The 13,085-nt window shown below is 72.0% G+C and carries 12 protein-coding genes; 6 read left to right on the forward strand and 6 right to left on the reverse strand.

Going from position 1 to position 13,085, the window contains the following annotated elements:
- The first annotated feature begins 110 nt into the window (after positions 1-110).
- Positions 111-761: an MSMEG_1061 family FMN-dependent PPOX-type flavoprotein gene (locus AC1DW8_RS16220; protein ID WP_478095184.1), complete on the forward strand. Its 651-nt coding sequence runs from the start codon at positions 111-113 to the stop codon at positions 759-761.
- Positions 762-798: 37 nt separating this feature from the next.
- On the opposite strand, the gene AC1DW8_RS16225 is transcribed toward AC1DW8_RS16220, so the two are convergent.
- Together AC1DW8_RS16225 and AC1DW8_RS16230 are read right to left on the reverse strand one after the other, a co-directional pair.
- Positions 799-1,101 (reverse strand): chorismate mutase, encoded by a 303-nt coding sequence (locus AC1DW8_RS16225; RefSeq protein WP_056770093.1) that lies wholly within the window; start codon positions 1,099-1,101, stop codon positions 799-801.
- Between the two features lie 18 nt (positions 1,102-1,119).
- Positions 1,120-1,437 carry an acylphosphatase gene (locus tag AC1DW8_RS16230; RefSeq protein WP_056770097.1) on the reverse strand — a complete coding sequence of 106 codons (318 nt, stop codon included), beginning with the start codon at positions 1,435-1,437 and terminating at the stop codon, positions 1,120-1,122.
- A gap of 107 nt (positions 1,438-1,544) precedes the next feature.
- Between AC1DW8_RS16230 and AC1DW8_RS16235 the strand changes: the two genes are divergently transcribed.
- Entirely contained in the window at positions 1,545-3,536 is a 1,992-nt protein-coding gene (locus tag AC1DW8_RS16235; RefSeq protein WP_056770101.1) for an acyltransferase family protein, read from the forward strand.
- A complete protein-coding gene (locus AC1DW8_RS16240; RefSeq protein WP_200961737.1) occupies positions 3,533-4,450 on the forward strand; it encodes an NAD(P)-dependent oxidoreductase in 918 nt (305 codons plus the stop codon). The genes AC1DW8_RS16235 and AC1DW8_RS16240 overlap by 4 nt, the downstream gene beginning before the upstream one ends.
- Before the next feature lie 122 nt (positions 4,451-4,572).
- Here the strand turns inward: AC1DW8_RS16240 and AC1DW8_RS16245 are convergent, their stop codons facing one another.
- Genes AC1DW8_RS16245 through AC1DW8_RS16255 form a run of 3 tightly spaced genes read right to left on the reverse strand, consistent with a single transcriptional unit; the run spans position 4,573 to position 8,689 of the window.
- Positions 4,573-5,442 carry an MOSC domain-containing protein gene (locus tag AC1DW8_RS16245; RefSeq protein WP_235508599.1) on the reverse strand — a complete coding sequence of 290 codons (870 nt, stop codon included), beginning with the start codon at positions 5,440-5,442 and terminating at the stop codon, positions 4,573-4,575.
- Complete coding sequence (locus AC1DW8_RS16250; protein ID WP_056770102.1) at positions 5,427-7,352, reverse strand: M3 family metallopeptidase; 1,926 nt, start codon at positions 7,350-7,352, stop codon at positions 5,427-5,429. The genes AC1DW8_RS16245 and AC1DW8_RS16250 overlap by 16 nt, the downstream gene beginning before the upstream one ends.
- 41 nt (positions 7,353-7,393) lie before the next feature.
- A complete protein-coding gene (locus tag AC1DW8_RS16255; RefSeq protein WP_056770105.1) occupies positions 7,394-8,689 on the reverse strand; it encodes a hydroxyacid-oxoacid transhydrogenase in 1,296 nt (431 codons plus the stop codon).
- 22 nt (positions 8,690-8,711) lie between these two features.
- Between AC1DW8_RS16255 and AC1DW8_RS16260 the strand changes: the two genes are divergently transcribed.
- Genes AC1DW8_RS16260 through AC1DW8_RS16270 form a run of 3 tightly spaced genes read left to right on the forward strand, consistent with a single transcriptional unit; the run spans position 8,712 to position 12,150 of the window.
- Positions 8,712-9,986, forward strand: a complete 1,275-nt coding sequence (locus AC1DW8_RS16260) for an NAD(P)/FAD-dependent oxidoreductase (RefSeq protein ID WP_056770108.1) — start codon at positions 8,712-8,714, stop codon at positions 9,984-9,986.
- Positions 9,987-10,046: 60 nt separating this feature from the next.
- Positions 10,047-11,804: a sodium:solute symporter family protein gene (locus tag AC1DW8_RS16265; RefSeq protein WP_056770110.1), complete on the forward strand. Its 1,758-nt coding sequence runs from the start codon at positions 10,047-10,049 to the stop codon at positions 11,802-11,804.
- A gap of 13 nt (positions 11,805-11,817) precedes the next feature.
- Positions 11,818-12,150 carry a hypothetical protein gene (locus AC1DW8_RS16270; RefSeq protein ID WP_056770114.1) on the forward strand — a complete coding sequence of 111 codons (333 nt, stop codon included), beginning with the start codon at positions 11,818-11,820 and terminating at the stop codon, positions 12,148-12,150.
- A 69-nt stretch (positions 12,151-12,219) separates the two neighbouring features.
- On the opposite strand, the gene mutM is transcribed toward AC1DW8_RS16270, so the two are convergent.
- On the reverse strand, positions 12,220-13,080 hold the full coding sequence (gene mutM / locus AC1DW8_RS16275) for a bifunctional DNA-formamidopyrimidine glycosylase/DNA-(apurinic or apyrimidinic site) lyase (protein WP_056770117.1): 861 nt from the start codon (positions 13,078-13,080) through the stop codon (positions 12,220-12,222).
- Between the last annotated feature and the right edge of the window lie 5 nt (positions 13,081-13,085).

Raw genomic sequence — 13,085 nt, forward strand, 5'->3', positions numbered from 1 at the left:
AATCCTTTGTCCAGCCAGCCAGCGATCCCGGTCAGCGTACTAGTCGTGGGGCCGTGCTCCGGGGAGGTGAGCGCCTGCGCGTGCTGGGACGGACGGCATACCGTGGTCGGGTGGATGCCGAGGAGCGCGCAGCGCACGACGAACACACGGTCACGACCCTCGAACGGCTGCTCGAGGTCTACCCCGCGGCGCCGGCGGCCAACAGCCTCGCCAAGGAGTCGGCGACCATCACGCCGAGCCAGGCGCGGATCATCGACGCGGCACCCTTCGTCGTCGTGGCCACGGTCGGCGACGGCGGCCTCGACCAGTCGCCGCGGGGCGACCGTCCCGGCTTCGTCGTCGTGCGCGACGAGCGCACGCTCGTCATCCCCGACCGCCGCGGCAACCACCGCCTCGACACCATGCGCAACGTCCTCGCCGACCCGCGGGTGGGCCTGATCTTCCTCGTGCCGGGCCTCGGCGAGGAGCTCCGTGTGCGCGGCACCGCCGTCGTCTCGACGGACCCGGACGAGCTGGCCCGTCACGAGGTCAAGGGCGTGCTGCCGGCCTCGGTGCTCGTCGTGGCCGTCGAGCGCGTCTACTTCCAGTGCGCGCGTGCGATCAAGCGAAGCCGCCTGTGGGACAGCGCGTCACGGGTGGACCCGAAGACCCTGCCGACGGCGGGGGCGATGACGCGTGAGGCCGGCGGGTTCGCCTCCGACGACGAGGCCGCGGCCTATGACGCGGCCCTCGACAAGCGCCAGGACGCGACCCTCTACTGAGGGCACCGGCCCGGCGCGGCGCCCTCCGGCACGACGGCTACGAGTCGCCGTTGGCGATGCGCTCGTGGTGGTGGATGACCTCGGCGATGATGAAGCCCAGGAACGCCTCGGCGAACACCGGGTCGAGGCCGGCGCTGTCGGCGAGCGCCCGCAGCCGCGCGATCTGGCGCTCCTCGCGCTGCGGGTCTGCCGCGGGTAGGTGCTCCTCGGCCTTGAGCCGGCCGACCTGCTGGGTGCACTTGAAGCGCTCCGCGAGCAGGTGGACGAGCGCGGCGTCGATGTTGTCGATGCTGCTGCGCAGCCGAGCGAGCTCGGCGGGGACCTCGGGCACGTCGCTCACCCGGCCAGCCTAGGCGGGTCAGCGCTCGACGAACCCGGAGATTCCGTCCCTCGGAACGCCCTGCTGCACGACGACGCTCTCGACGTGTCCCGGGCGCCGGGTCGTCGACGGGGTCTCGCGCAGCAGCGCCTCGAGCGCGTCGACGGCCGCGCGTCGCCCCTGGGCGACGACCTCGACCCGACCGTCGGCGGTGTTGCGGGCGTGCCCTGCCAGACCGAGCTCGAGCGCGCGGGCGCGCGTCCACCAGCGGAAGCCGACACCCTGCACCTCCCCGCGCACGAACAGCGTCACGCGGACCGGCGCGCCGGACACCTCGGCCTCCTGCTCGACACCCACCCCGACACGGTATGCCGCGTGGCGCCGCAACGGGAGCCCCACGCGTACCTATGCTCACATCAGGCACGGCGGTGACTCCACTCACCGCGGCCCACGGAAGGAGCGACGTGACGACGTCGGCGATTTCACGGGCGGCTGGCACGGGTCAGACCGCCGACACGACCACGGGGGCCACCCCCCGATCGGGGCGTGCGCCGTCGGGACGCCCGGCTCGGATCGAGGGCCTGGACGGGCTGCGGGCCCTCGCCATCGTCGGGGTCCTCGTCTACCACCTCAACGCCTCGTGGCTGCCCGGCGGCTTCCTCGGCGTCGACGTCTTCTTCGTCGTCTCGGGCTTCCTCATCACGACGCTGCTCGTCCGCGAGCACCACCGCACCGGCCGGATCGCGCTCTCGCAGTTCTGGGTGCGGCGAGCGCGCCGGCTCGTGCCCGCCCTGGTCCTCTGCGTCGTGACGAGCGTGCTCATCGCACGGGCCGTCAGCCAGGACCTCCTCGTCGACATCGGCCGGCAGATCGTCGGGGCCCTGACCTTCTCGACGAACTGGACCGAGATCACGGCCGGCACGAGCTACTTCGACCAGACCGCGCCGCAGCTGTTCATGAACTTCTGGTCGCTCGCGGTCGAGGAGCAGTTCTACCTGCTCTGGCCGCTCGTGACCCTCGCCCTGCTCGCGGTGTCGAGCCGGGTTCGCGTCGGGGTGGCGGTGGCCGTCGGGGTGGGCTCGTCACTGCTCATGGCGCTGCTCTTCACGCCGGGCACCGACGCCACGCGCGTCTACTACGGCACCGACACCCACGTCGTGGGGCTGATGGCCGGCGCCGCTCTCGCCTTCGCCTGGGCCAGCCCGCAGCTCGCGCTGTGGGTGGCGCCCTCGCGGTGGGGTCGCTTCGGGTCGTATGCCGTCCCGCTGGCCCTCGTGGTCCTGCTCGCCGAGATGGTCCTCCTCGACGAGCAGTCCACCGTGACCTTCCGCGGCGGGATCGTGCTCGCGTCGCTCGCGACGGCGGTCCTCGTCATGGGTGTCATCGAGCGACGCCCCGACCAGGTCACCGGCGTGCAGCGGGTCATGCGGCACCCGGTCGCGGGCTGGGTGGGCGCCCGGTCCTACTCCATCTACCTCTGGCACTGGCCCGTCATCCTGCTCGTGGCGCTCGACAACCCGTCTGCGCCCGGCACCACGTCGCACCTGCTGACGCGGCTGTGGTGCGTGCTCGTGACGTTCGCACTCGCCGACCTCACGTTCCGCTTCGTCGAGACGCCGTTCCGCACCCTCGGCTTCCGGGGCGTGGCGACGCGGCTGCGCGGGCACGTCTCGGGCCTGACCCGACGCACCAAGCAGGTCGTCGGCGCGGGCGTCGCCGCCCTGGCCGTCGTGACGGCGGTCATCGTGCTCACCGCCCCCGACCAGAGCGAGACCGCGCGCATGCTCGCCGCCAACGAGGCGGCCGCCGACGGCATGGCGAGCCACTCCCCCGCGACCACGGCGCCCGGTTCGGCGGTGTCGCGTCCCGTCGCGACGACCGGTGCGAGCCCGTCCTCGTCGGGAGCGGCGTCCGCGGCCCAGACCTCGTTCACGATGCCCTCCGGGCCCGAGATCGACGCGTACGGCGACTCGATCATGGTCGGCAGCCTCCAGGCGCTGCGCTACTACTTCCCGGGCATCCGCATCGACGCGAAGTCCAACCGTCGCTGGTCCGACGGTCTCGCCGAGGTCTCCGCGCGCGGTGACGGCAACCGGCGCGCGATCATCCTCGCCTTCGGCACCAACGCCGGCGTCGACGAGGACCGCGTCAAGCAGGTGCTCGACGTGCTCGGCCCGGGCCGCATGGTCGTGCTCGTCAACATCATGGGACCGTTCGCCCGCGTCGACACCGACAACGCGACGCTCGACCTCATCGCCCGCGGGCGGCCCAACGTCATCGTGGCCGACTGGGCCGACGCCATCCGGGCCCACCCCGAGCAGGTCCAGTCCGACCGCATCCACCCGACGATCAAGGGTGCGCACCTCTTCTCCAAGGCGGTGCGCCAGGCCATGGCCGACCTGTCGCAGCGCAGTACCGGCAAGGCGGTCGTGCTCAAGGAGCTCCCGATCCCGTGAGCGTCGGGCCGGCGCGCGCACCCTCCCCGACGGCCGAGCTCCAGCCGGGAGCCCGCGCCGTCCGGACCATCGCCATCGTCTCCCCGGGAGCCATGGGATCGGCCCTGGGGCGCGCGTGGGCGGCCGGCGGCACCCGGGTCGTCGCGACCGTGCGGGGACGCAGCGACCGCACGGCCGCCCTGGCCCGCGGGCTCGAGCTGCTGCCCGACCTCGAGGCCGTCGTGGCCGCTGTCGACCTCGTCGTCAGCATCTGCCCTCCCGGAGCTGCCGACGCAGTGCTCCGATCGGTCATCGACGCGGCCGGGGCGACCGGTTCGACACCGCTGATCCTCGACGCCAACGCCGTGTCGCCCGACCGGGTCTCCGGCCTCGCGGACCGGGCGGCCGCCGAGGGCCTCGACCTCGTCGACGGGAGCGTCAGCGGCGGTCCACCGGAGCCGGACGGCGACACGATGATCTACCTCTCCGGTGCCCGAGCGGCCGAGGTGGCTCGGGTCCCGGCCGTCGGGCTGCGACGGCGCATCGTCGGCGACCGCGTCGGCCAGGCCTCGGCCGTGAAGATGTGCACGGCGTCCGTCTACAAGGGCACGACGGCCGTCTGGGCGCAGGCCCTCCAGACGGCCGAGGCGCTCGGGGTGCTCGCGCCGGTCCTCGACGACCTCGCCGAGGAGCTCCCCGCCCAGGTCGAGGGCGCCGCCCGACGGGTCGCCGTGGCTGCGGCCAAGAGCGGGCGATTCGTCGACGAGATGGAGAGCATCGCGGCCACCCAGCGCTCGGCCGGCGTCTCGCCCGAGCTCTTCGAGGGGATGGCCGCGGTCTATCGCCGGCTGTCAGCCACGCCGCTGGCGGCCCTCAGCCCCGAGGAGGCACGCGGCCTCACCGACCTGCGCGCGGTCCTGTCCCGACTCACCTGACGCCTCGTGCCCCGGCTGGTCGTGCGTGACATCGCGCAGCTCGGGTGGCTGATGCACCACCACCGCGCGATCTCGCAGCCGATCTCTCGCCACGCCCCTCGGCTCGGCTCGGCCCAGCTCGGTCAGGCCGGCTCGACGGGGTCGCCGACCCGCAGCACGGCACCGTCGGCAAGGGGCAGCTCCGGCGTGAGTCGGATGCCGAACCACGTGGCACCGTCCCACTTCCGGTGTCGGGCGAGGGTGCGGATCGGCTCCTTGCCGGTGCGCAGGTCGCCGCGGTCGACCGTCGTCATGACGCAGCGGTCGCACACCATCGTCGCGCGGAACGGCACGTCCCCGACGCGGACCGTCGTCCAGGCGTCCTCGGCGAACGGGTCGCTCCCGGAGACGACGACGTTGGGCCGAAACCGGTCGTGCCCCAAGGGATCTCGCGGCCCCTCGCCACGCTCGGCCGCCGTCTCGAGCAGCCAGTCGTTGAGGCGCGCGAGGGACGACTCCGACGTGACGTGGAGGGGTGCGGCGTCGGAGAGCGAGTTGCGGTCGCCATCGGCGCCACCCATGTCCGGACGGATGGGCCGGTGCGTCTCGTCGTCCTGCCACACGAGCCGGAGCGGGCGTCCGACCCGGGCGGTCAGCCACGCATCGGCGTCGGCGCCGGCGGGGAGCGCGTGGTCCTGCCCGGAGAACGCGACGGGAACCGGCGCAGCTCCCCGTGGCGGGCCGAGCTCGAGCGCGTCCGCGCCGGGTGCGACGAGGCGCACTCCCCCGCCGTCGAGCGGCTCGGCCCTCAGGCCGAGGAGCACGTGCTCCTCGCGCGCCGTGACCTTGGTGCCCTCCGGATCGACGACCGCCCAGCGCCGGTCGCCGTGCAGCCCGCGGGCCTCGACGACCGCCTCGTCGACCGGGACCCCGGCGAGCGACTTGACGGGGTAGACGGTCAGCGCCGTGACGAGCAGGCCGTCAGGCCGCGCCGCGGTCACTCCGCGAGCCACGCGGCATACGCGTCGAACGTGTAGGGACGGCCGAGGAAGTCCTCGACGAGGTCGGCCGCGTCGCGTCGCCCGCCCTGCGCGAGGACCTTGTCCCGGTAGGCGCCGGCGACCTCGGGGTCGAAGAGGTCGCCCTTGTCGAAGGCCGAGAACATGTCCTTGGCGATGACGAGCGACCACATGTACGTGTAGTACGCCGAGCTGTAGCCGTCGAGGTGACCGAAGTGGCACTGCATGTGCGTGCCGTCGAGGTACGGGAACACCGAGTAGCGCTCCATGAGCTCGCGCAGGCGGGCCGTGAGGTCGTCGGTCTCGTTGACGTGGAAGTCGTAGGAGAGCGCGGCGTAGAACATCTGCGTCCGGGCGTCGTAGCCCTTGCCGAAGTCGTCGGCCCGGCGCATCGCCTCGACGAGGTCGGCGGGGATGGTCTCGCCGTCGGCGTTTCGGGCGAAGGTGGCGAGCACGTCGGCGTCCCAAGCCCATTCCTCGAGCATCTGGCTCGGGGCCTCGACGAAGTCCCACTCGGTCGCGACGCCCGAGAAGCGCACCCACTCGGTGCGGCCGGCGAGCACGTGGTGCACGAGGTGGCCGAACTCGTGGAAGAGGGTGACGACCTCGTCGTGCTCCATGAGGCCGCGGTTGAAGTTGCAGACGAGCACGCCCTCGGCGAGCTGTGTGCCGTCGACACCGCGCGCGAGGTCGAACTGGGCCGCGTGCTTGTACTTCCCGTCGCGCGGGTGCAGGTCGAGGTGGATGCGGCCGATGCGCTCGCCGTGGAAGGAGACGTCGTAGGTCGCGACCTCCTCGTGCCACGTGCGGGCGTCCTCGCGCGGCACCGGCGACCACTCGAGCCCGAAGAGCCGGCCCGTCACGTCGAGCAGCCCCTGGCGCACCGACTCGAACGGGAAGTACGTGCGCACGCGCTGCGCGTCGACGGCGAGGTCCTCCTTGCGGACGAGCTCGGCGTAGTAGGAGACGTCGGCCCCGTCGATGTCGGTGGCGTCGGGACGGTCCTGGCGCAGCCGCTCGAGCAGCACCGCCTTGTCGCGCTCGGCGCTCGTGGCCGACAGCTCGGTGATGCGGTCGACGAACTCGCCGATGGCGTCCCCGCTGCCGATCATCTTGACCTCGGCGTCGTAGTCGGCCCAGGAGGCGTAGCCGAGGAGAGAGGCGTGCTCCCGCCGGACCGAGAAGATCTCCTGCAGGACGCGGTCGTTGGCCGGCCACGCGATGGTGAGGAACTCGGTGACGAGGTCACGGCGGGCCTGCGCGTCGTGCGCGAAGGTCCGGAAGGGCACGACGTCGGGGTAGTCCGTCGTCACGGTGACGAGGCCGTCGTCGTCGACCGGGTGCGCCTCGACCCAGTCCTGCGGCAGCCCCGCGAGCCGGTCGGGCGTCACCCGGATGCTGCGGACGTTCTCGCGGATGTTCTTGCTGAACTCCTGGCTGAGCAGGATCGCGCGCTCGCTCAGCGCACGGAGGCGGTCGCGGGTCTCCTCGTCGCGGTCGACGCCCGAGCGACGGAAGTCGCGCAACGTCCTCTCGAGCACCCTCGTCGCGTCGGCGTCGAGGGTGCTCGCGTCGAGCCCGGCGAGGACGGCATACAGCTCGGTGTCGAGACCGAGGTCCGTGTCGAGCTTCTGCACCTGCTGGGCCACCGACTCGGCGCGCTCGCGCACGGCCGCGTCCGGGTGCACCTCGGAGAAGAGCGACCCGACGGACGCGGCGTTGGACAGCGCCGTCTGTGCGTCGTTCCAGACCCGGAGCACCTCGAGCGGCTGCTTCGGCGGGTCGCTGCGCAGGCCCTCGACGAGGGACCGCGCCAGCGCGAGCTGCTGCTCGCCGCGGGCGCCGACCCAGTCGAGCCAGTCGCTGTCGAGGGGCAGGGGCAGGTGCGTGGGCTCCGTGGTCACAGACGGCACTGTATGCCGCCACCCGCCCCTCGCGTCGACCACTATTCCCAGAGCTGCAGCGAGCGGGTCATGATGCCGGCCAGGTCGTCGGCTCCGACCTCGCGGGGACTCGTCGCGAGCAGCCGCTGCTGCTTGAGCGAGCCCTCCACCAAGGCGTCGACGTCGCGCTCGTCGTAGCCGACGGCCCGGAGGCCGTTCGGCATGTCGATGTCGCGCATGAGGTCGACGAGGACGCCGGGAAGCACGTCACGTGGCTCGGACTCCCAGCGGCTGCCGTGCGCCGGGTCGAGGAGCCGGGCCGCGGCGAGGTGCCGCTCGGGGTCGGACCCGAAGGTCCACCGGAACGCCTCGGGCGCCGTCAGCGCGACCGCCATGCCGTGCGGCACCATCGGCTCGTCGCTCGGGTAGCCGTGCGGGTGGAAGTCGCGCACCCGGCCGGCGATGGGGTACGCGTTGGCGTGCGGCACGTGGACGCCCGCGTTGCCGAACCCGAGGCCGGCGAACGTCGCCGCGAGCGCCATCTCGCCGCGGGCGGCCTCGTCGGAGCCGTCGCGAACCGCCGTCCGGAACGCCTTGGCCAGCAAGGACATCGACCGCTCCGACCACATGTCGGCGATCGGGTTGCTGCCGCAGTAGGGCACGCGCTCGCCGGGCTGCTTGCGCTCGTAGCTCGTGAACGGCCGGGCCGTCCAGCTCTCGAGGGCGTGGCAGAGGATGTCCATGCCGGCGCTCGCCGTCACCCCCGCGGGCTGGGTGGCCGTGAGTCGAGGGTCGACGACGGCGAGGCTCGGCCGGAGCCGCACGTGGGAGATGCCCGTCTTGACCTTGAGCGAGAGCACGTCGAGGACGCAGATCGTCGTGCTCTCGGCTCCGGTCCCGGTCGTCGTGGGCACCGCGACGAGGGGCGCGAGCGGGCGGGTCGGTGCGCGACCGGCACCGACCGGCGCGTTGACGTAGTCCATGAGCTCCCCGCCGTCGCTGAGGAGCAGGTCCACCGCCTTCGCGGTGTCGATGGCCGAGCCACCGCCGACGGCGACGTAGCCGTCGAACGGTCCGTCCGCTCGGGCCCGATCGACCGCGGCGAGGAGGCTCGCATCGGTCGGCTCGACGCGCGCCGAGTCGTGGACGACGACCTCGACCCCGAACCCGCGGATGCCGTCGGCGACGCGGTCCGGCCAGCCGGTCGCGAGCACGCCGGCATCGGTGACGACGAGCACCCGCGACGCACCGAGCACCAGGAGGTCGTGCCCGATCTCGTCGGCCGCGCCCGCGCCGAACTTCAGCTGCGGAGCGCCGTAGGTGAAGACGGACTCGGGGTTCGCGGGAGACCACGTCATGGGCCCACCCTAGGGTGGACGCATGGCCACCGCCGCGACCGTCAGCACCCTCGTCGTCGGCGCCGGGCAGGCCGGCATCTCGCTCGTCACGGCCCTGCGCGAGCTCGGTGACACAGGGCCCGTCGTGCTCGTCGGCGCCGAGCCCGAGCCGCCCTACGAGCGCCCACCCCTGTCGAAGAGCTACCTGCGCGGCGAGCACGACCGCGGCTCCCTCGTCTTCCACGACGCCGCCTGGTTCGCCGACCTCGGGGTCGAGCTCGTCACCGGTGAGCCCGTCGTGACGATCGGCCGGGACGCCTCCGGAGGGAGCGCCACGACGGCCTCGGGCCGGACCCTCACCTTCGAGCGCCTCGCCCTGACGACGGGTGCGGTCAACCGCGGCCTGGGGGTCGAGGGCGCCGACCTCGACGGGGTCCACTCGGTGCGCACCCTCGCCGACGCCGACCGGCTGGCGCCTCGGCTCCACGCGGCTCGAGAGGTCGTCGTCGTCGGCGGTGGTTTCATCGGGCTCGAGATCGCCGCCGGAGCTCGGGCACTCGGGTCCGCTGTCACCGTCGTCGAGGCCACGGACCGGCTCCTCGGCCGCGCCGTCACCCCGATGCTGTCGGAGGCCGTGCGACGCGCGCACGAGCGCCGCGGCACGCGGATCCTCCTGCGCTCCGACGCCGTCCGCGTGACGGGCGAGGGCGGACGTGCCACGGGTGTCGAGCTCGGCGACGGCACCGTGGTACCCGCCGACCTACTGGTCGTCGGGATCGGGGCCGTCCCCAGCACCGCCCTCGCCGCGCAGCTCGGCCTGCTCGTGGAACCTCGGGGCATCGTCGTCGACGAGTACGCCCTCACCTCCGACGGGGTCACCGTCGCGGCCGGCGACTGCGCCGTCGGACCCAACCCGTTCGACCGCGGCGAGCCGGGCGCGATGCGGCTGGAGAGCGTGCCGCACGCGACCGACCAGGCGCGGGCGGCAGCGGCGACCCTCGTCGGCCACCCGACGGCATACGACCGCGTGCCGTGGTTCTGGAGCGACCAGGGCGACCTGCGGCTCCAGATGGCGGGGCTCCCGCACGGCGCCGACCGGACCATCGTGCGGGGCGACGTCGCAGCCGAACGCTTCTCGCTGCTCAGCTACCGCGACGGGCTGCTCATCGCCGTCGAGTCGGTCGGCGTCCCGACCGACTACCTCGCCGTGAAACGAGCGCTCGAGAAGGGTATGACGATCGAAGCCGACAGCGCGGCGGACACCTCCGTCCCGCTCAAACGGCTCATCTCGAGGGCACGCGGCACTCGCACATCCTGACTCGCCCCGCTTCAGAGGCTGCGCTAGCGTCGGTCGTCGCTCAACGAAGGGACTGAACGCATGCACGCACTGGCGGGTCTGCCCACGGCGGACGCCCTCATCAGCGCCAAACCGGTCGACTACGTCATCATCGCCCTGTACTTCGTCTTCGTCCTCGGCATCGGGGTCATGGCGAGGCGCGCGGTGTCCGACTCCATCGACTTCTTCCTGTCCGGCCGGTCGCTGCCGGCCTGGGTCACCGGCCTCGCCTTCATCTCCGCGAACCTCGGTGCCGTCGAGATCATGGGCATGTCGGCCAACGGCGCCGAGCTCGGCATCTCGACCGTGCACTACTTCTGGGTCGGCGCCATCCCCGCCATGCTCTTCCTCGGCGTCGTGATGATGCCCTTCTACTACGGCTCCAAGGTGCGCTCGGTCCCCGAGTTCATGTTCCGCCGCTTCGGCACCGGTGCCCACCTCGTCAACTCGATCAGCTTCGCCGTCGCGCAGCTGCTCATCGCCGGCGTCAACCTCTACCTGCTCGGCTCGATCGTGCACGCGCTGCTCGGCTGGCCGCTCTGGGTGGCGCTGCTCGTCGCCGCCGCGATCGTCCTGTCGTACATCACGCTCGGTGGTCTGTCGGCCGCGATCTACAACGAGGTGCTCCAGTTCTTCGTCATCGTGGCCGCCCTGCTGCCTCTGACCCTGATCGGCCTGCACCGCGTGGGCGGCTACCAGGGCCTCAAGGACAAGGTCACCGAGTTCGCCACGTCCGCTCCGGCGTCGGCGGGCGTCCCGTCGGCCGAGCAGCAGCTCCACTCGTGGCCGGGCCAGGCGCTCTCGGGCTTCGACTCGCCGTTCTGGTCGGTCGTCGGCATCGTCTTCGGCCTCGGCTTCGTCCTGTCCTTCGGCTACTGGACGACGAACTTCGTCGAGGTGCAGCGGGCCATGGCCTCCAACTCGATGTCGGCGGCTCGCAAGACACCCATCATCGGGTCGTTCGCCAAGATGTTCGTGCCCTTCATCGTCATCATCCCCGGCATGGTCGCCGCCGTGCTCGTCAAGGAGATCGGCGAGCTCAAGGCGGGCGGCACCCCGCCGGGCGGCGCATCGGGCGAGGGCGTGAAGTACAACGACTCACTCCTCCTGCTCATGCGCGACATCCTGCCCAACGGGCTGCTCGGCGTCGCGATAGCCGGACTGCTCGCCGCCTTCATGGCCGGCATGGCGGCCAACATCTCGGCGTTCAACACCGTCTTCAGCTACGACCTGTGGCAGCGCTACATCCGCAAGGACCACAGCGACGACTACTACCTGCGCATCGGCCGTCTGGCCACGGTGGGAGCGACGGTCATCGCGATCTTCACGGCCACCATCGCCAGCTCCTTCAGCAACGTCATGGACTACCTCCAGTCGCTGTTCGGGTTTTTCAACGCACCACTGTTCGCGACCTTCATCCTCGGCATGTTCTGGAAGCGCATGACGGCAACCGCCGGGTGGGTCGGCCTGACGGCCGGCACGCTCTCGGCCGTGCTCGTCGCGTTCCTCAGCGAGGACGGCTTCGGGTCGGCGAGCCTCGGGGTCATCCCACTGAGCGGCCAGGGCGCCGCGTTCGTCGCGGCGTCCGCGGCGTTCGTCGTCGACATCGTGCTCAGCGTCGGCGTGTCGCTCGTGACCGAGCCCAAGCCGTCTTCCGAGCTGCGCGGTCTCGTCTACTCCGAGACGCCGAGAGAGGAGCTCGTCGACCCCCAGGAGCGCACGATGCCGTGGTTCCGCCGCACCCTTCCCCTGGCCGGCATCTCCCTCGGCCTCGTCATCATCCTCAACTTCTTGTTCTGACAGGAGCCTCGACATGAGTGACCAACACCGGCTCGACGCACCTGACCCGGACGGGAAGCGGGGCGAGAAGCACACCGCGGGCGCCTTCGACATCCGCAACTTCATCGGCGCCCTGCTGGGCCTCTACGGCCTGATCCTCCTCGTCATGGGGATCTTCGGGGACCAGGCGCTGCAGAAGACCGGCGGCGTCAACGCCAACCTGTGGGCCGGCATCGTGCTGCTCCTCATGAGCGCGTTCTTCTTCGTCTGGGCGCGGATCAAGCCGATCGTCGTGCCCGAGCACGTCGAGCCCGTCGACGACGACCCGGTGCGTCCCGCGCCGAAGCGTCGCCCGACCGGGAACTGAACGAACGGCACGGTTCGCCGACGGACCGACCTGACGAGAACGCCGCGGCCCGTCCACCGTCCCCGACGGTCAGGACGGGCCCCGGCGTCTCGGGCGAGGCTGACAGACGGGGCACGAGAAGGACGAGCGGTTCATGAACTGCTCGCGCCGCATGATCGTGCCGCAGCGGTCGCAGGGCGTGCCCGCGCGGCCGTACGCATGGAGCGACCGGTCGAAGTAGCCGCTCGCCCCGTTGACGTTGACGTAGAGCGAGTCGAAGCTCGTGCCGCCCTGACCGAGCGCCTCCGCCATGACCTCGCGTGCTCGGTCGAGGACGGCGGAGAGCGTCGGCTTGGTCAGCGACGAGCACAGCCGCTCGCCGTGCACCTTGGCGCGCCAGAGCGCCTCGTCGGCGTAGATGTTGCCGATGCCGGACACGAGCGACTGGTCGAGCAGGGCCCGCTTGACCGCACTGTCGCGCTGCTTCATCCGCCGCACGACGGCCGCCTGGTCGTAGACCGGCTCGAAGGGGTCGGGAGCGATGTGGGCGACGGACTCGGGGATGCCGTCGGGACGCAGCGGCGACAGGGCGAGGCCGCCGAAGGTGCGTTGGTCGACGAAGCGCAGCTGCGGCCCGCCGTCGGCGAAGTCGAAGCGGGCGTGGCAGTGCTTCTCGAGCGGAGCGTCAGCGGGCTCGACGAGCATCTGCCCGCTCATCCCGAGGTGCACGATGAGCGCGTCCTCGCCGTCGAGGGCGAGCCAGAGGTACTTGCCGCGACGCGAGGCCGCGGTGACGGTCACGTCGTGCAGTCGCGCCGCGAGGTCCTCCGGCCCAGCGTCGTGACGACGCGCGACGCGGACGCCCGTGACCCGGGCACGCGTGACGTGGCGACCCACGACGTGGTCGGCGAGGCCGCGGCGGACGACCTCGACCTCGGGCAGCTCCGGCACGCGCG

The organism is Terrabacter sp. P2_E3 (assembly GCF_056403915.1).